The organism is Belnapia sp. AC561 (genome assembly GCF_979252845.1).
In genome coordinates this window covers 1-15,779 of record NZ_CEEDBP010000030.1, presented here as the reverse complement: position 1 = coordinate 15,779, position 15,779 = coordinate 1, and the positions used below count along the sequence as shown (strand labels likewise).

General features: G+C 71.3%; 18 protein-coding genes. 5 read left to right on the top strand and 13 right to left on the bottom strand.

Annotated elements, in window-relative coordinates:
- The first annotated feature begins 104 nt into the window (after nucleotides 1–104).
- From AC0IW9_RS21285 to AC0IW9_RS21275, 3 genes are read left to right on the top strand one after another with little or no spacing between them, the layout of a single operon-like run.
- Nucleotides 105–1,688, top strand: a complete 1,584-nt coding sequence (locus tag AC0IW9_RS21285; RefSeq protein ID WP_471650311.1) for an ABC transporter substrate-binding protein — start codon at nucleotides 105–107, stop codon at nucleotides 1,686–1,688.
- A 3-nt stretch (nucleotides 1,689–1,691) separates the two neighbouring features.
- Nucleotides 1,692–2,045 carry a Lin0512 family protein gene (locus AC0IW9_RS21280; RefSeq protein WP_471650310.1) on the top strand — a complete coding sequence of 118 codons (354 nt, stop codon included), beginning with the start codon at nucleotides 1,692–1,694 and terminating at the stop codon, nucleotides 2,043–2,045.
- Nucleotides 2,042–2,383: a Lin0512 family protein gene (locus AC0IW9_RS21275; RefSeq protein ID WP_471650309.1), complete on the top strand. Its 342-nt coding sequence runs from the start codon at nucleotides 2,042–2,044 to the stop codon at nucleotides 2,381–2,383. The genes AC0IW9_RS21280 and AC0IW9_RS21275 overlap by 4 nt, the downstream gene beginning before the upstream one ends.
- A gap of 81 nt (nucleotides 2,384–2,464) precedes the next feature.
- Here the strand turns inward: AC0IW9_RS21275 and AC0IW9_RS21270 are convergent, their stop codons facing one another.
- The 6 genes from AC0IW9_RS21270 to AC0IW9_RS21245 all read right to left on the bottom strand — a co-directional run bounded on the left by AC0IW9_RS21270 (nucleotide 2,465) and on the right by AC0IW9_RS21245 (nucleotide 7,188).
- Nucleotides 2,465–3,322, bottom strand: coding sequence for a calcium-binding protein (locus AC0IW9_RS21270; protein ID WP_471650308.1), 858 nt, complete (start codon nucleotides 3,320–3,322; stop codon nucleotides 2,465–2,467).
- A gap of 299 nt (nucleotides 3,323–3,621) precedes the next feature.
- Entirely contained in the window at nucleotides 3,622–4,413 is a 792-nt protein-coding gene (locus AC0IW9_RS21265) for an SDR family NAD(P)-dependent oxidoreductase (protein ID WP_471650307.1), read from the bottom strand.
- A 38-nt stretch (nucleotides 4,414–4,451) separates the two neighbouring features.
- Complete coding sequence (locus AC0IW9_RS21260) at nucleotides 4,452–5,192, bottom strand: N-formylglutamate amidohydrolase (protein ID WP_471650306.1); 741 nt, start codon at nucleotides 5,190–5,192, stop codon at nucleotides 4,452–4,454.
- A complete protein-coding gene (locus AC0IW9_RS21255; protein ID WP_471650305.1) occupies nucleotides 5,189–5,995 on the bottom strand; it encodes a transglutaminase-like domain-containing protein in 807 nt (268 codons plus the stop codon). The genes AC0IW9_RS21260 and AC0IW9_RS21255 overlap by 4 nt, the downstream gene beginning before the upstream one ends.
- Before the next feature lie 13 nt (nucleotides 5,996–6,008).
- Nucleotides 6,009–6,989: a transglutaminase family protein gene (locus AC0IW9_RS21250; RefSeq protein ID WP_471650304.1), complete on the bottom strand. Its 981-nt coding sequence runs from the start codon at nucleotides 6,987–6,989 to the stop codon at nucleotides 6,009–6,011.
- 58 nt (nucleotides 6,990–7,047) lie between these two features.
- Nucleotides 7,048–7,188: a hypothetical protein gene (locus tag AC0IW9_RS21245; protein WP_471650303.1), complete on the bottom strand. Its 141-nt coding sequence runs from the start codon at nucleotides 7,186–7,188 to the stop codon at nucleotides 7,048–7,050.
- Nucleotides 7,189–7,595: 407 nt separating this feature from the next.
- Between AC0IW9_RS21245 and AC0IW9_RS21240 the strand changes: the two genes are divergently transcribed.
- The gene (locus AC0IW9_RS21240; protein ID WP_471650302.1) at nucleotides 7,596–8,051 is read left to right on the top strand and encodes a DUF6481 family protein; all 456 of its coding nucleotides are present in this window, start codon (nucleotides 7,596–7,598) and stop codon (nucleotides 8,049–8,051) included.
- Nucleotides 8,052–8,265: 214 nt separating this feature from the next.
- Here AC0IW9_RS21240 and AC0IW9_RS21235 read toward each other — a convergent pair whose 3' ends face one another.
- Together AC0IW9_RS21235 and AC0IW9_RS21230 are read right to left on the bottom strand one after the other, a co-directional pair.
- Nucleotides 8,266–8,523: a hypothetical protein gene (locus AC0IW9_RS21235; protein ID WP_471650301.1), complete on the bottom strand. Its 258-nt coding sequence runs from the start codon at nucleotides 8,521–8,523 to the stop codon at nucleotides 8,266–8,268.
- Nucleotides 8,513–9,880 carry a FliI/YscN family ATPase gene (locus tag AC0IW9_RS21230; protein WP_471650300.1) on the bottom strand — a complete coding sequence of 456 codons (1,368 nt, stop codon included), beginning with the start codon at nucleotides 9,878–9,880 and terminating at the stop codon, nucleotides 8,513–8,515. The genes AC0IW9_RS21235 and AC0IW9_RS21230 overlap by 11 nt, the downstream gene beginning before the upstream one ends.
- A 143-nt stretch (nucleotides 9,881–10,023) precedes the next feature.
- Between AC0IW9_RS21230 and ctrA the strand changes: the two genes are divergently transcribed.
- Nucleotides 10,024–10,758 (top strand): response regulator transcription factor CtrA, encoded by a 735-nt coding sequence (ctrA, locus tag AC0IW9_RS21225; RefSeq protein ID WP_471650299.1) that lies wholly within the window; start codon nucleotides 10,024–10,026, stop codon nucleotides 10,756–10,758.
- A gap of 114 nt (nucleotides 10,759–10,872) precedes the next feature.
- Here ctrA and AC0IW9_RS21220 read toward each other — a convergent pair whose 3' ends face one another.
- The 5 genes from AC0IW9_RS21220 to AC0IW9_RS21200 form a co-directional block, all read right to left on the bottom strand.
- A complete protein-coding gene (locus tag AC0IW9_RS21220; RefSeq protein WP_471650298.1) occupies nucleotides 10,873–11,694 on the bottom strand; it encodes a CheR family methyltransferase in 822 nt (273 codons plus the stop codon).
- Nucleotides 11,691–12,710: a chemotaxis protein CheB gene (locus AC0IW9_RS21215; RefSeq protein ID WP_471650297.1), complete on the bottom strand. Its 1,020-nt coding sequence runs from the start codon at nucleotides 12,708–12,710 to the stop codon at nucleotides 11,691–11,693. The genes AC0IW9_RS21220 and AC0IW9_RS21215 overlap by 4 nt, the downstream gene beginning before the upstream one ends.
- Nucleotides 12,707–13,102: a response regulator gene (locus AC0IW9_RS21210; RefSeq protein ID WP_471650296.1), complete on the bottom strand. Its 396-nt coding sequence runs from the start codon at nucleotides 13,100–13,102 to the stop codon at nucleotides 12,707–12,709. Before AC0IW9_RS21210 ends, AC0IW9_RS21215 begins: the two co-directional genes overlap by 4 nt.
- Nucleotides 13,103–13,152: 50 nt before the next feature.
- On the bottom strand, nucleotides 13,153–13,653 hold the full coding sequence (locus AC0IW9_RS21205) for a chemotaxis protein CheW (RefSeq protein WP_471650295.1): 501 nt from the start codon (nucleotides 13,651–13,653) through the stop codon (nucleotides 13,153–13,155).
- An 11-nt stretch (nucleotides 13,654–13,664) separates the two neighbouring features.
- On the bottom strand, nucleotides 13,665–15,779 hold a 2,115-nt coding region (locus AC0IW9_RS21200), incomplete at its 5' end, for a hybrid sensor histidine kinase/response regulator (RefSeq protein WP_471650294.1).

Below are 15,779 nucleotides of genomic sequence, written 5' to 3'. Positions count from 1 at the left end.
GCCCGGCCCTGCCCGGATTTTCGGCAGGCGTTGCGGCCGGGCGCGGAGAGGTGGACACTCCCGGCCAAGGCCCGGCAAGGGCCATCACGGGAGAGGAACCGATCATGCGACGTCGCCAATTGCTGGCCGCGCTGCCGGCGAGCCTGACGCTGCCCAGCCTCGCCGCCCCGGCGCTGGGGGCCGAGCCGAAGGTGCTGATCCATGTGCCGCAGGCCAACCTGACCAGCCTCGACCCGGTCTGGACCACCGCCGTCGTCACCCGCAACGCGGCGCATCTGCTGTTCGAGACCCTGTACGGCCGCGACGAGCAGCTCAACCCGCAGCCGCAGATGGTCGAGGGCCACCGGGTCGAGGACAATGCCCGGCGCTGGACCATGCGGCTGCGGGACGGGCTGCGCTTCCATAGCGGGGAGCGCGTCACGGCGCGGGATTGCGTCGCCTCCCTCAGGCGCTGGATGGTGCGGGACCCGATCGGCCAGACCATCGCGGCCCGGCTCGATGCGCTGGAGGCGACGGATGACCGCACCCTGGTCTGGCGGCTGAACAAGCCCTTCGCCTCCCTGCCCTATGCCCTGGCCAAGACGCAGCCGAGCCCGGTCATCATGCCGGAGCGGCTGGCGCTGACCGATCCCTACAAGCAGGTCTCCGAGTTCATCGGCAGCGGGCCCTTCCGCTGGGTGGCGGGGGACTACGTGCCGGGCAGCCGCGCGGTCTTCGCCAAATTCGAGCAGTATTCGCCGCGGCCGGAGCCGGCGAGCCATGCCGCTGGCGGCTACCGGGTGCTGGTGGACCGGGTCGAGTGGCAGATCCTGCCGGATGCGGCGACGGCGGCGAATGCGCTGATCAACGGCGAGGTGGACTGGATCGACCAGCCGCTGCCGGACCTGCTGTCGCGGCTCAAGCGGGCGCGGGGGGTGACGGTCGGGCAGATCGACAATTACGGGACCTTCGGCGCGATGCGGCCGAACCATTTGCATGGGCCGACCGCCAATCCCGGCGTCCGGCGGGCGATGCTGGCGGCGATCGACCAGGTCGAGACGATGACCGCGGCGATGGGGACCGATGCCGCGCTGTTCCGGGCGCCGGTCGGCTATTTCCTGCCCGGCACGCCCTCGGCCAACGAGGCCGGGATGGCGGCGGTGCGGCAGCGGCCGGGGACCGAGGCGATCCGGCGGATGCTGCAGGAGGCCGGCTATGCCGGGGAGCGGATCGTCTGCATGCATCCGACCGACCAGACCTTCTACGACGCCTTCACCAGCGTCGCCGTCGCCGCCTGGCGGGCGGTCGGGCTCAATATCGACGACCAGTCGATGGACTGGGGCACCATCGTGCAGCGGCGGACCAGCATGGAGCCGCCGGAGAAGGGCGGCTGGTCGGTCTTTCCCGCCGGCTTCCCGGCCGCCGAGTATCGCGACCCGGTCTTCGCCTCCAACCTGCGGGGCAACGGGCGGCAAGCCTGGTTCGGCTGGCCGGAGGACCCGGAGGTGGAGCGGATGCGCGAGGCCTGGATGGCGGGGACCGACGAGGCGGAACTGCACAAGCTGGACCAGGCGATCCAGGCGCGGTCCTTCGAGACGGTGCCCTTCATCCCGCTCGGCCAGTATTTGCCGCCCAGCGCGTGGCGGAGCAACCTGAAGGGGATCCTGAAGGGGCCCGTGCCGGTGTTCTGGAATGTGGAGAAGGGCTGACAGATGCCGATGAAACGCATGGTGCTGGAGATCGGGATGGGAACCGATATCCGCGGCACCGACTATACCAAGGCCGCGGTGCGGGCGCTGCGCGATGCGCTCTGGCATAATTCGCTGACCATCACCAATGCGCTCGGCGTCGATATCGACAGCATGCGGGTCGAGGTCCGGATCGGCGTGCCGAAGCCGGAGCAGGTCGACCATGCGGCGGTGCTGGCGATCCTGCCGCATGGCACGGGGACGGTGACGGTGGTGGAGGGCGGGCTCGAGATCCCGAACGAATCCGGCACCGGCAGCACCGTCATGGCGCATGCGGCGGCGATCGTGCGGCTGGACATCCCGGAGCAGGCGGCATGAGCGCGCGGCGGGTGATCCTGGAGATGGGGGCGGGCAACGACCTCCATGGCGGGGACTATACCAAGGCGGCGCTGCGGGCGGTGCAGGATGCGCTGCATCATTCCTCGCTGACCATGCTGCGGGCGCTGAAGGTGGATCCGAAGACCATGCTGGTCGACGTGACCATCGGCGTGCAGCAGCCGGGCCAGGTGGATGCGGAACGGGTGAAGGCGTCCCTGCCCCATGGCATCGTCACGGTGCAGGTGGTGAAGGGCGGGCTGGACGTGCCGGATGACGAGCGGAACGACGTGGCGGTGATCGCCAGTGCGGCGATCGTCGTTCGGCTGGAGCTGCCCTAGGGCATCGCCGCCCCGCCGGCGCCGGGACCCCTGGTGCTTCCCCGGCGGGTCCTCCCCTGGTGGTTCTCCCCTGGCGGCGTCTCAGGCGAAGATGTCGTCGAGGGAGCCGGTGAAGCCAGCCAAGGTGATCGTGCCATGCGTGGTGCCGACATCGACGGTGATGGTGGTGCCGTGCCGGTCCCGCGCGATCTCGACGTCATCGGCGCCGAGGTCGACCAGGACGAGGTCGCCGACGGCATCGGGCAGATAGGCCCCGAGGTCCAGCCTGTCGGCGCCCTGGCCGAAATCGGCGATGACGTCCTTCCCGAAGGCGCCGATGAATACGAAGGTATCCTTGCCGAGGCCGCCGATCAGCAGATCATTCCCGCCGCGGGAGGCGTTGCCGCCAGGGATCGATTGCGGCGCCATGTTGCCGTCACCCCAAAGGAGATCGTCGCCGGCCCCGCCGACCAGGGTGTCGTTGCCGCCGCGCGCCTCATCCTGGAGGGTGGAGGCATCGCCCCAGAGGGTGTCATTGCCCTCGCCGCCCAGGAGCAGGTCGTTGCCGCCGCGCGAATGGCCGGACATGCCTCCGGCATCGCCCTGCAGCCAGTCGTTGCCGCTGGCACCGATGACGGTATCGTTGCCGCCGCGGGACTCGTCGCGCATGTTGATGGCATCGCCGGAGAGTCCGAAGGGGCCGGACGTGCCGGGCGCCGGAAAGGCATCGTCGCCGTTTCCGCCGTTGACGATGTCATTGCCGCCACGGGCGTCGCCGAGCATATCCCTGGCATCGCCCGTCAGGCCCCGGTCGTTGCCGCCGTTGCCGTTGACGATATCATTGCCGCCACGCATTCCGGCCCCCAGCACGGCAGCATCGCCGAACAGGAAGACATCGTCCTCGTCGGTACCGTTGATCAGGTCGTTGCCCAAGGTCGCCTGCATGCTGATCCTGGTCATGGGCTTTTCCTTCCGTCCTCAGCCGGACGGAAGATTGTATACTATTTACCGTGCAGTCGTTGAGGCGGATCAATCTCCGGGAACAGGCGCCGGAGCCTCCGGCCCGGTGGCGGGGATGCCGGATGCAGGGCATGCCGCATGGCCGCCGCCCGATGCGGCGCAACGGCTCCGGGTGCTTGTTCGACAGTGGTCAGGGATGGCAGGCGTGCGCACGGGCCGGCCTGGATCACGGCGCTTCGACGCCGCGGTGGCGTTCGTCGTCAGCATCCGATGGATCCTTGCGGCCCGGGCGACAGGGATTACAGATTGACCGCGGGTGTCATCCCCGCCGGCGCCGCGGTCCGTCCGCCATCCACCGGGTACTGCGCCCCGGTGATGTTGCTGGCGAGATCCGAGAGCAGGAAGAGCACCAGGTTCGCCACCTCCTCCGCCGTGCCGTAGCGGCGCAGCGGGATGCCGCTGGCGTAGCGTTCCTCGACGCTTTCCGGGTTGTTGGGCGAGACCTGGCGGGCGATGTCCTGGACCATGCGGGTGCTGATCGGTCCGGGGCAGATGGCGTTGACCCGGATGCCGAGCGGGCCGACCTCGCCCGCCGCGACCTTGGTGAGGCCCATCACCGCGTGCTTCGAGGCGACGTAGGCGGACATGCCGGCGGTGCCGACCATGCCGGCGATGGAGGCGGTGTTCACCACGGCGCCGGACTGCTGGCGGATCATCACCGGCAGCACGTGCTTCAGGCCGAGGAAGACGCCCTTCACGTTCACCGCCATGACGGCATCGAAGACGGCGTCGTCGTAGTCGACCAGGGGCGTGACCTTGCCCTCGATGCCGGCGTTGTTGTGGAAGCAGTCGATGCGGCCGAAGGCGTCCAGCGCGGCCTTCACGTAGCCGGCGACGTCGCGGGCCTGGGTGACGTCGGCGGTGCAGGCGATGGCCGATCTGCCGATCTCGCCGGCGACGGCGGCGGCGGCCTCGCCGTCGCGGTCCACCACCACCACGCGGGCGCCGCGCCGGGCGAAGCCGAGCGCCGTCGCGCGGCCGATGCCGTTGCCGCCGCCGGTGATGACCGCGACCTTACCATTGAAATCCATGGATCTTCCCCCCTTGCCTTGCCTGGCTTGGGGGAAGCCTAGACCCCGTTGGCGGTGCCGGGGAAGGCGGCCAGGGCCGGGGCGAGGCGATCGGCCCAGGCGGCGATGCCGGCCTCGTCGGCGAGCAGGTCCTGGCGGACCTCGATCAGCGCGGCGGGCAGGCCGCGGGCATCGCCGTGGATGGGCACGGTGTAGTCGTGCTCGGGCTCGATTTGGTAGGGCTCGTTGTCGCCCACCACCAGGCCGGGCTCGGCGGCCAGGGAATCGACCAGGAAGCGGCCGAGCGGGGCGGCATCGGCATAGAGCAGCCCGGCATGCCAGGGGCGGCGGAAGCCCTGGTAGACCGGCGTGAAGCTATGGACGCCGATGACGATGGTGGGGCGCCCGGCCCGGGCATCGAGGCAGGCGGCGACGGCGGCGTGGAAGGGCCGGAAGAAGCCGTCCTCGCGCGCGGCGATCTCCTCGGGCGACAGGTCCCAGTTGCCGGGGATCTCGGTGTCCTCGCTGCGGCGGGGGATGGAGGTGGGGCTGCCGAGCGGCCGGTTGCAGTCGATCAGCAAGCGGGAATAGCCGGAGAGAAAGAGCGGCGCATCGAGCGCGGCCGAGAGCAGCCGGGCCAGCGGCTCGGCGCCCGGGTCCCAGGCGATGTGGCGCTGCAGCTCGGCCGGCAGCAACCCGAGGCCGGCATAGGCCTCGGGCATGAAGTTGGAGGCATGCTCGCAGAGCAGGACGTAGCGGGACGCGCCGTCCGGGTTCAGCGTGGTGACGGCAGGCCTCACGCCACCTCGTCCGTCATCACCTTGAAGTCCGACAGCAGGCAGGGGCCGAAGGTGGTGGCGATGGCGACGTCGGTGGCGTCGCGGCCGCGGGCCATGAGGATGCGGCCGATGCGGGGGGTGTTGTTGCGGGCATCGAAGGTATGCCACTGGCCGCCGAGATAGACCTCGAACCAAGCGGCGAAATCCATCGGGCCATAGGGCGGCGGGGTGCCCATGTCGCCGAGCCAGCCGGTGCAGTAGCGCGCCGGGATGTTCAGGCAGCGGCAGAAGGCGACGGCCAGGTGGGCATAGTCGCGGCAGACGCCGCGGCGCTCCATGTAGGCGTCCCAGGCGGTGCGCTGGGCGCTGGCATGTTCGTAGTTGAAGACGATGTGGTTGTGGACCCAGTCGCAGACGGCCTGGACCCGGGCCCAGCCGGGCGGGGTATTGGCGAACAGCGACCAGGCGGTATCCGAAAGCCGGTCGGTGTCGCAGTAGCGGCTGCCGAGCAGGTAGACGATGACCTCGTCCGGCAATTCCTCGACCGGATGCTGGACGGCGTCCGGCACGACGGCATCGACCAGCCCGCTGTCCTGCACCGTCAGCTCTGTGGCGATGGTCAGCCGGCCGGCCGGGGCGACGATGCGGGTGCAGTGGTTGCCGAAGCCGTCGGTGTACTGGTGCGAGCCGATCGGCGGGTCGTAGGTGATGAGGTGCGGGGACTCGAGGTCCGGCACCCGCGAGGGATGCGGGCTGACCATCAGCAGCATGGGCGTCGGCCGGGGGCAGTCATAGACGATCTGGTAGCCGGCGCGGATGCGCATGAGGCAGGGGTCCTTAGGAAGTGCGGGCGGGCAAAGGGGCGGGCAGAGGGGTGAGCAAAGGGGCGGGCGGGATGCGCTCAAGTCTCGACGGGGCGTCTGGTTCCGCTTCCGTGACGCTCACCTCGACGGTCATGCCGAGGCTGGCGGAAGGGAAGCCGGTCCAGGTGCCATGCAGCGGCACCGCATGGCGATGGTCCCGGGCGACGGCGACGCGAATGAGGTCGCGGTTGCCGACGATCCCGTTGGTCGGGTCCATTTCCACCCAGCCGGCGCCCGGGACATAGACCCGGAGCCACGCATGCGTCGCACCGCCGCCGACCCGGCTCGGTTGGCCCGGGGTCTGATGGGGGGTGCTGCGCTGCGGCACGTAGAGGTAGCCGGAAACGAAGCGCGCGGCAAAGCCCAGGGCGCGCACCGCCTCGATCATCAGCACGGCGAAGTCGCGGCAGCTGCCGCTGCCCAGGCGGAGCGTGCGGATCGGGTCCTGCACGCCCATCTCCTCCCGCGCCACATAGGTGAAGCGGGCGCGGATGGCGTGGGTGATGGTGGTCAGCAGCGCGCGGGTATCGGTCGGGCCATCGGTGCGGAGGAATTGGCGGGCCCAGCGGTCCACCTCCCGGCCCGGATCGGGATATTGCCGCTCGATCGAGCGGGCGAGGTCGGGGCCTTCGTCGGTGCTATAGGCGAAGGGATAGGTCTCGGCCCCCTCCCCCACCGGGAAGTCCAGCGCATTGCCGGGGGCATGGTCGAGCCGCACGGTGCTGTCGAAGCGGAGTTCCGTCGCGCGGCCGCTGAAGCGGGCAACGGCGACGCTGTTGCCGAAGACGTCGTGCAGCCAGCGCAGCTCGGCCGGCTCCGGCGTGATGCGGAGCTCGGCCGAGAGCAGGCGCTGGTCATGCCCCTCCCGCGGGCGGAGCATCATGCGATGCTCGCCGAAGGCCACGGGCTGCTTGTAGCGATAGGTGGTGACGTGCCGGACCGCGAGAACCGGCATCAGGACGCGCGCAGGATGAGGATGGGGAGGCTCCGGAGGCGGGTCAGGTACTAAGAAATCAGGCGCCGGCGGGCTTCGGCGGGGCCTTCTTCGGCGGCGCGACCGAGCGGTCGAAGGGGGAGACGGTGGTGACGCCGGGCTTCTTGTCCGCCTTCGGCTTCTTGGCTTCGCGGCCGCTGCGCTTCTGACCCTTGGCCATGACATGTCTCCGTGGCTGGCCTGCCACTCGCCGCGCCCGGGGATGGGCGCTGGTTCGGTCCGGGGCGGGCAGGCGCGCCTGAGATCGCCGGCCACCCTGGGCCGCGGCCCGGGTTTTGTCGAGCGGCATCGGACCGGATCGATGGCGGGACGGCCGGCTCCGTCACTTGTGAAGACTGCGGCACGGTCGGCGAATACCATCCCTGAGGCAAGCGGCGAGGCAACGGAATCGCGCAATGATGAATAGAAGTAGAAACCACGGGCCGCGAATGCCGCCCGGAGGCTCGCCGGGGCCGGCGTGACTGGCCGGAAACGGCTTGCGCCGGCGGCTGGTCGGCACGCAACATGCAACACAAAGGTCGCGGTTACGGCCTGTACATTTGCAACCGTCCTGAGTAGAACGCGGCCATGCAAGCCCACAAGACCGATAACTTCAGCGACCGACTGAGCGCCGCCAACAAGGCCCGCCAGGCTGCCATGGAAAAGTTCCGCAACCTGCCGAAGCCGAACGACCCGGTCGTTCAGGAACGGATCGCCGCGCAGAAGGCGGTCGCCGAGGCCCGCGAGGCCCGGATCGCCGAGCGCAAGGCCGCCAAGGAAGCCGAGGCTGCCCGGCTCGCCGCCGAAGCCGCCGCCCAGGCCGCCGAGGAAGCCCGCCTCGCCGCCGAGCAGCGCAAGCGCGAGATCGAGGAGGCCGCCCGCCGGGCGGAGGAAGCCCGTCTCCTCGCGCTGGAGAATGCCGATCGCGAGACGCGCGCCGCCATGCTCGACGAGGAGAAGCGCCAGCGCGCCCTGGCGCTGGCCGCCGAGCAGAAGGCCGCCCGCGACGCCCGCTACGCCGCCCGCAAGGCGCGCAAGCGCTAAGGACGCCGCCGCGCGTCCTGCCAGCCCCCGGGCTTTCGCCGCGATGCGGCGAAGGACGGGGGTTTTTTCATGCCCGGATGCCGCGCGGGCGCTGGGCGATGTCGTCCAGCGCCGCCTGCTGGCGCCGCGCCTGCCGCTGCCGCGCCGCCTGCCGCTGCGCCTCCCGCAACTGCGCCAGTGCCCGCTCGGCGGCGCTCGCCTCGGCCAGCAGGGCCTAGGCGGTGGCGGCGCCGGCCTCGGCCAGGCCGCGGGCGATCATGGCGCGGTCGCGCTCGGCTAGGCCGCGGCGGAGCCAGAGGGCATAGTCGCCGGCGACGCCGGCCGCGGCTTCCCCGGTGAGGCTGGCGGCGGCGGCGGCGATGCGGCGCTCGGCGCCATCCAGGCGGTGGAAGGCATCCCCCAGGCGGCGCTTGGCCTCGGTGGTCTCCAGCCGGCGCAGGCGGGCCAGCGCCGCCAGCGGGTCACGCGGCATCGGCGTCCAGCTCCATCGCTTCGGCCCCCATCGCTTCAGCGAGCGCCGCGAAGGCGCCGGCGACGGTGTCGCGCTCGCGGCGGGCCTGGGCCAGCATGGCCTCGATCCGCGGGGCGAGGCGCACCGCCTCGTCCACCGCCGGGTCGGTGCCGCTGCGATAGGCGCCGAGCCGCACCAGATCCGCCATGTCGGCATGCAGCGCCAGGATGGCGCGGGCACGGCGCATGAGCGCGGCCTCCGCCGGCGCCAGGCAGCCGGGGACGGTGCGGGAGAGGCTGCGGAGGATGTCGACGGCGGGATAGCGGCCGCCCTCGCCGATGGCGCGGTCCAGCACGACATGGCCATCGAGGATGCCACGCACCGCGTCCGCCACCGGCTCGTCGTGGTCGTCGCCCTCGACCAGCACGGTGAACAGGCCGGTGATGGCGCCGGGGCAGCCTTCGGCGCGGGGGCCGGCGCGTTCCAGCAGGCGCGGCAGCTCGGCGAAGACGCCGGGGGTGTAGCCGCGGGTGGTCGGCGGTTCGCCGGCGGCGAGGCCGATCTCGCGCAGCGCCATGGCATAGCGGGTGACGCTGTCCATCAGCAGCAGCACCTGGCGGCCGGATTCGGCGAAATGCTCGGCGATGGCCATGGCGGCATGGGCGGCGTCGCGGCGCAGCAGCGGCGCGCTGTCCGAGGTGGCGCAGACCACCACGCTGCGGGCGAGGCCGGCGGGGCCGAGGTCGTCCTCGATGAACTCGCGCAGCTCCCGCCCCCGTTCGCCGACCAGGGCGAGGACGACGACGTCGCAATCGGCGCCGGCGGCCAGCATGGCGAGCAGGGTGGACTTGCCGATGCCGGAGGCGGCGAAGAGGCCGAGGCGCTGGCCGCGGCGGCAGGTGGCGAAGGCATCCAGCGCCCGCACCCCGAGGTCCAGCCGCGGGCCGAGGCGGGCGCGCAGCCCGGCCGGCGGCGGCGGGGCGCGGAGCGGGCGCAGCAGGCGGCCGGGGCGGAGCGGGCCGAGGCCGTCCATCGGCTGGCCGCCGGGGTCCAGCACCCGGCCCAGCCAGCTGTCGTCGACCGCGAGGCAGGCCGGGGGCGCAAGGACGGCGGGGGTGCCGGGGGCGATGCCGTCGAGCGGGCCGCAGGCCAGGGCGGTGGCGCGGCCGACGTCGAAGCCGACGACCTCGACCGGGACCGGCGGGCGGCCGGGGGGCTGGAGCCGGAGGCGGGCGCCGGTCTGCAACCATGGCGCGAGGCCCTCAAGGGTGAGCTGGAGCCCGGCGAGGGATACAACCTGGCCGTGCAGGGCGATGGCCTCGGACCGTTGCAACGCCGCGGTGGCGGCGGCGAATGGGTTAATCGATTGATAAGTCATGACATCAGGCATTTTGCCGACCCCATATGGCGAGATTTCATATATTGTCTCGCAATTTGATACGTCTCAAAGGTGAATATGCTCTTCACATTGCGCGCAGGTCTGGTAGGACTATGCACGTAAAACGTGTAGGAGACCGCACAATGCGTGTTCTAATGGTTGAGGACGACCTGACCGCCGCCCGTGGCATCGTTGCGATGTTGAAGGCTTCCTCCATGGTGGTGGATGCCGTGGATACGGGGGAGGAAGCGCTGGAGCTGGTCCGGCTCTATGACTACGACATCGTCATCCTGGACCTCGTCCTGCCGGACATGGAGGGCTACGAGGTCGTCCGCCGGCTGCGCGCCGGGCGGGTGGAGACCCCGGTGCTGATCCTGTCCGGCCTGGTGCGGCCGCAGGCGAAGGTGAAGGGCTTCGGCGTCGGCGCCGACGACTTCATCACCAAGCCCTTCGATGGGCAGGAGCTGCTGGCCCGCATCCATGCCGTGGTGCGCCGCGCCAAGGGCTTCTCCCAGCCCAGCCTGTCGGTCAGCGGGCTGACGCTGAACCTCGGCTCGCGCGAGGTGACGGTGGAGGGCCAGCCGGTGCATCTGACCGGCAAGGAATACGCGATCCTCGAGCTGCTGACGCTGCGCAAGGGCATGGTCCTCACCAAGGAAGCCTTCCTGAACCACCTCTATGGCGGGATGGATGAGCCGGAGGTGAAGATCATCGACGTCTTCATCTGCAAGCTGCGGAAGAAGCTGGCCCAGGCCGGAGCGGATAGCCTGATCGGCACGGTCTGGGGGCGCGGCTACGTGCTGCGGGATCCCGATACCCGGCTGAATGCCGGCTTCGCCCCGGTCCGGCCGGCAGCACCGGCGCGCGAGGTCGCCTGAGCGGGGCGGCGTGCCGGGGCCGGAGATGGGCCCCGGCCGACAGGCCCGAATGCAACAGGGGCCCGGTGGAGTGATCCACCGGGCCCCTGCTGCATTCGGGATCGGGACAGGTCGCTAACCTGCCAGCGCCGCCTCCCGCGGCCGGGCATAGGCGCCACGCTCGCCGGTGATGGGCACCAGCCGGTCGGTCAGGCCCAGCACCGTCTCCGCCCCGCCGAGGTAGAGCACGCCATCCGGCAGCAATTGCGCGGCGAGCGCGTTCAGCACCCGCGCCTTGGTCGGCGCATCGAAGTAGATCAGCACGTTGCGGCAGAAGATCACGTCGAAGCGGCCGAAGCCGCGCAGGTCGCCCAGCAGGTTGCCGCGCTCGAAGCGGGCCATGCCGCGCAGCTCGGGCGAGACGCGCCAGCGGCCGTCCTCCTGGCGGAAATGCTTGACCAGCAGCTTGGCGGGCAGGCCGCGCTGCACCTCGAACTGGGTGAAGAAGCCGTCGCGGGCGCGGGCGACGACGCCTTCCGCGATATCGGTGCCGATGATCTCGACCCGGCGGCCTTCCAGCGCCACCTCCTGCAGCAGCATGGCGATGGAATAGGCTTCCTGGCCGGTGGAGCAGGCGGCCGACCAGATCCGCAGCGTGGCGCCGGCACCGCGTGCCCGGGCGAGGCCGGGCAGCACCTGGCGCAGGTGGTCGAAGGGCTTGCCGTCGCGGAAGAAGCTGCTCTCGTTGGTGGTCAGCGCTTCCGTCACCGCATCGGCCAGGGCGGTGGCGCGGGGATCGCGCAGCTTGGCGGCCAGGGCATCCAGGCTGGCCAGCCCATGCTGCTTCAGCAGCGGGCCGAGCCGGGTTTCCAGCATATAGCCCTTGTCCGGCGTGAGCATGAGGCCCGAGCGGGATTTCACCACCCCGGCGATGAAGGCGAAGCTATCCGGCGTCATGCCATCGCACCCTGGTTGGAGATGGTTGGAGGGGTCATCGTCGATGCGCCAGGGGCACCGGGGCGGCCGGCGCCGGCGGCCAGCACCTGCTCGGCCAGGGACTCGGGCGGCATCAGCGCCCGGGCGAGGCCGGCCTTGGCCACCGCGCCGGGCATGCCCCAGACGACGGAACTGGCCTCGTCCTGGGCGAGGATGGTGCCGCCGGCTGCGGCGACCGCCTGGCAGCCGATCAGCCCATCCTGGCCCATGCCGGTCATGATGACCGCCAGCAGGGCGCCGCCGCAGGCGGCGGAAAGGCTGCGCAGCATGGGGTCCACCGCGGGGCGGCAGAAATTCTCCGCCGGCCCGTCGTTCAGCCGGGCGACCAGGCCGCCGCCCGCCGCCGCCTCCACCAGCAGGTGCCGGTCGCCGGGGGCGAGGTAGAGCCGGCCGGGGCGGAGCGCCTCGCCATCCTTGGCCTCGGCGCAGCCGGGGCCGCCGAGGCGGTTGAGGTGGTCCGCCAGCATGGCGGTGAAGCCGGCGGGCATGTGCTGCACCACGACCAGCGGCACCAGCATGGGCCGGGTCAGGCCGCGCAGCAGCGCGGTGAGCGCCTGGGGCCCGCCGGTGGAACAGCCGATGCCGATCGCCTTGAGGCCGCGCGGCGGCGCGAAGGCCGGGGGGCGGGCCGCCATGGTGGCGCTGGCCCCCTTCTGGGTCAGGGCGCTGGCGACGATGACGGCGGGCCGCGGGTCCTGCTTCAGCAGCAGGGGCAGCGCGGTCATGCCGTCCATCACCGGCATCTCGAGGTCGAGCAGCACGACCTGCGGCCGCCCGGCCGGGGGCAGGGCGGCGAAGGCGGCCACGGCCTGCTGGCCATCCCCGACGCGGGAGACGACCTTGATGCCCGGATCGGCCTCCAGCACCCGCGCCAGGGCGGCGCGGACGGTGGCGCTGTCGTCGCAGAGCATCACCCGCACGGGGTCCCCGGCGGCGGGCGGGGATGGGGGCGGCTGGGCCATGCGCGCGAGGGTCACGCAGCCTCATCCTGCAGCAGGCCGACCTGGGTGAACTTGTCGCGCAGGATGCCCTCGTCGAAGGGCTTCATGACGTATTCCTGGGCGCCGGCGCCCAGCGCCTCGACGATCCTGTCCATCGCCGCCTCCGTCGTGCAGAGCACGACGATGGGATGGTCGGGGCCGAATTCGGCGCGGGCGGCGCGGAGGAATTCGAGGCCGTTCATGACCGGCATGTTCCAGTCGAGCAGCACGGCCTGCGGCATCCGGGCGCGGCAGGCGACCAGGGCTTCCGCCCCGTCTCCTGCCTCGGCGACCGAGAAGCCCAGTTTTTCCAGGATACGCCGGGCCGCCTTGCGGACGGTGCGGCTGTCATCCACCACGAGGCAGGTGGCAGGGCTCTCGCCGGTCATGTTTCGCTCTCCCTTTCAGATGCCCTGCGGCGCAGGCCGGGGCGCATGGATCAGCCGATCGCCAGGATCCGTTCGACATCGATGACGATCAGCAGCCTTTCGCCGACCCGGTGGACGCCGCGCGAGACATCCCGCCAGACGCCGTCGAGGGTGACGGGATTGGCCGCGCGTTCCGCCCGCGGCAGCGGCAGGACTTCGCCGACCTGGTCGGCGAGCAGGCTGTAGAGCTCGCCGTCGCGCTCGACGACGACGCTCATCGCGCCGCGCTGGCCCTCAGGGCGCGGCGGCAGGCCGAGCCGGCAGCGCAGGTCGATGGCGGTGACGATGCGGCCGCGCAGGTTGAGGCTGCCGGCGACCTCGGCCGGGGCCAGCGGGATGCGGGTGATGGCCTGCACCCCGAGCACGTCCCGGATGGCCAGCACCGGCACGCCGCAGAGCTGATCCGCGACGGTGAGGGTCAGGTAGATCTCCTCCGCCGTATCGGCCGGGATGGTGCCCCGCGCCAGGAGGCCGGCGGCGGGGTTGTCGCCGATGCTTGTCTGGGTCTGCATCTGTCCGTTCCTCAGCCGGCGACCGCGGCGCCGAGGCATTGCCGGAGACTGTCCAGCAAGGCGGCGCGGTCGAATTTGGCGACATAGTCGGTGAAGCCGGCGGCCCGGCCGCGTTCGATATCCACCGGGTCGGCGCGGCCGCTGAGCGCGATGAGCGGCAGGTCGCGCCAGGCGCCGCCCTCCCGCAGGGTGCGGGCGAAGGTGAAGCCGTCCATGCCCGGCATGGTGATGTCGGAGACGACGGCATCGAAGCCGAAGCCGCCCTCACGCAGCCGCAGCGCTTCCTCGGCATCGGCGACGGCGGTGACGGTGAAGCCGGCGGCGCTGATGGCGGGGACGACGAGGTTGCGGAAGAAGGCGCTGTCCTCGACGACGAGGATGTGGCGGGCGGGGCCCTTGCTGCCCTCGGCGGCCTCGCCGAACCAGTCCTCCCCGGCCTGGCGCAGCCACCAGGCGGTATCCAGCATCTCCGTCACCTTGCCGGCGATGACGGTGGTGCCGAGGAAGCCGGGGCGTTCGCCGGCGCCGTCGATCACCATCTGCTCCTCGACCACGTCGAGGATCTCGTCGACCATCAGCCCCATGGCGCGGTCGCCGTCGGAGAAGACCAGCACCGGCTGGCGCTCGGGCGCCATGGACTGGTCCCAGTGGCCGGCGATGGGCACCAGCGGCATCAGCTTGCCGCGGTACTGCACCAGCGGCCGGCCGCCGGCATTCTCGATCCGGTCGCGCTCCACATCCTCGAGCCGGGCGATGAGGCCGAGCGGGACCGCCTTCGGCGTGGTGTCGCCGGCGCGGAACAGCAGCAGCGCGGTGCGCTGGTCGGAGCGATGCGCCACCGCCTTGCGGCCGCCGTCGCGCTCGGCCTCCCCTTCCCCGCTCTCGGCGCCGACGCCGGTCGCCCGGGCGATGCCGTTGGGGTCGAGGATCATGATGACGCTGCCATCGCCGAGGATGGTGTTGCCGCTGAACATGGTGACATGGCGCAGGATGGGCGCCACCGGCTTGACCACGATCTCCTCGGTGTCGAAGACCCGGTCGACGATGATGCCGAAGACATGCGGGCCGACCTGGGTGACGACGACGAAGGCGCTTTCCTCGCCGGACCTGGGATCGAGCCGGAGCGCGCTGGCAAGGTTGACCAGCGGCAGCAGCCGGTCGCGCAGCCGCAGCACCGCGCTGTCCTTGATGCGCTCGAGCTGCGGCGCGCCCTCCCCGCCGACGCGGACCAGCTCGACGACGCCGATCTGCGGGATGGCGAAGCGCTCGCCGCCGGCCTCGACGATGAGGGCGGAGACGATCGCCAGGGTCAGCGGGATCTTGACGACGAAGCTGGTGCCGCGGCCTTCCTTCGAGCGGACCTCGATGGTGCCGCCGATGCGTTCCATGTTGGTCTTGACCACGTCCATGCCGACGCCGCGGCCGGAGACGGCGGTGACGGCGGCGGCGGTGGAGAAGCCGGCGCGGAAGATGAAGCGCTGGATCTCGCGCTCCGGCATGGCGGCCAGCTCGGCCTCGGTGGCGAGGCCCTGGGCCAGCACCTTCTGGCGGATGCGGTCGACGTTCAGGCCGCGGCCGTCGTCGCCGATCTCGATGATGATGTGGCCGCCCTCGTGCGAGGCGGTCAGCAGGATGCGCCCGGCCTCGGGCTTACCGGCGGCGAGGCGCTGTTCCGAGGTTTCGAGGCCGTGGTCCGCGGAATTGCGGACCATGTGGGTCAGCGGGTCCTTGATGAGTTCCAGGACCTGGCGGTCCAGCTCGGTCTCGGCGCCGCGCATCACCAGCTCGATCTTCTTGCCGAGTTCCACGCCGAGGTCGCGCACCAGGCGCGGCAGCTTGGCCCAGGCATTGCCGATCGGCTGCATGCGGGTCTTCATCACCCCTTCCTGCAGGTCCGAGGTGATGTGCGACAGGCGCTGCAGCGGCACCGCGAAGGCGCTGTCGGCGCCGTTGCGGGAAAGCTGGAGGAGCTGGTTGCGGGTGAGGACGAGTTCCGAGACCAGCATCATCAGCCCTTCCAGCACCTCCACGGTGACGCGGATGGTCTGGGGCGGGGCATTGCCGCCGCTGGCGACCGGCTCGGCCTCGGCGACCGGGGCGGGGACGGGAGCGCGGGGTGCCGGGGG

What these genes read in the sequence shown, in the direction of transcription:
- AC0IW9_RS21285 (WP_471650311.1), top strand. Translation starts at nt 105, where the DNA reads ATGCGACGTCGCCAATTGCTGGCCGCGCTGCCGGCGAGCCTGACGCTG.
- AC0IW9_RS21280 (WP_471650310.1), top strand. Translation starts at nt 1,692, where the DNA reads ATGCCGATGAAACGCATGGTGCTGGAGATCGGGATGGGAACCGATATC.
- AC0IW9_RS21275 (WP_471650309.1), top strand. Translation starts at nt 2,042, where the DNA reads ATGAGCGCGCGGCGGGTGATCCTGGAGATGGGGGCGGGCAACGACCTC.
- AC0IW9_RS21270 (WP_471650308.1), bottom strand. Translation starts at nt 3,322, where the DNA reads ATGACCAGGATCAGCATGCAGGCGACCTTGGGCAACGACCTGATCAAC.
- AC0IW9_RS21265 (WP_471650307.1), bottom strand. Translation starts at nt 4,413, where the DNA reads ATGGATTTCAATGGTAAGGTCGCGGTCATCACCGGCGGCGGCAACGGC.
- AC0IW9_RS21255 (WP_471650305.1), bottom strand. Translation starts at nt 5,995, where the DNA reads ATGCGCATCCGCGCCGGCTACCAGATCGTCTATGACTGCCCCCGGCCG.
- AC0IW9_RS21250 (WP_471650304.1), bottom strand. Translation starts at nt 6,989, where the DNA reads ATGCCGGTTCTCGCGGTCCGGCACGTCACCACCTATCGCTACAAGCAG.
- AC0IW9_RS21245 (WP_471650303.1), bottom strand. Translation starts at nt 7,188, where the DNA reads ATGGCCAAGGGTCAGAAGCGCAGCGGCCGCGAAGCCAAGAAGCCGAAG.
- AC0IW9_RS21240 (WP_471650302.1), top strand. Translation starts at nt 7,596, where the DNA reads ATGCAAGCCCACAAGACCGATAACTTCAGCGACCGACTGAGCGCCGCC.
- AC0IW9_RS21235 (WP_471650301.1), bottom strand. Translation starts at nt 8,523, where the DNA reads ATGCCGCGTGACCCGCTGGCGGCGCTGGCCCGCCTGCGCCGGCTGGAG.
- AC0IW9_RS21230 (WP_471650300.1), bottom strand. Translation starts at nt 9,880, where the DNA reads ATGACTTATCAATCGATTAACCCATTCGCCGCCGCCACCGCGGCGTTG.
- ctrA (WP_471650299.1), top strand. Translation starts at nt 10,024, where the DNA reads ATGCGTGTTCTAATGGTTGAGGACGACCTGACCGCCGCCCGTGGCATC.
- AC0IW9_RS21220 (WP_471650298.1), bottom strand. Translation starts at nt 11,694, where the DNA reads ATGACGCCGGATAGCTTCGCCTTCATCGCCGGGGTGGTGAAATCCCGC.
- AC0IW9_RS21210 (WP_471650296.1), bottom strand. Translation starts at nt 13,102, where the DNA reads ATGACCGGCGAGAGCCCTGCCACCTGCCTCGTGGTGGATGACAGCCGC.
- AC0IW9_RS21205 (WP_471650295.1), bottom strand. Translation starts at nt 13,653, where the DNA reads ATGCAGACCCAGACAAGCATCGGCGACAACCCCGCCGCCGGCCTCCTG.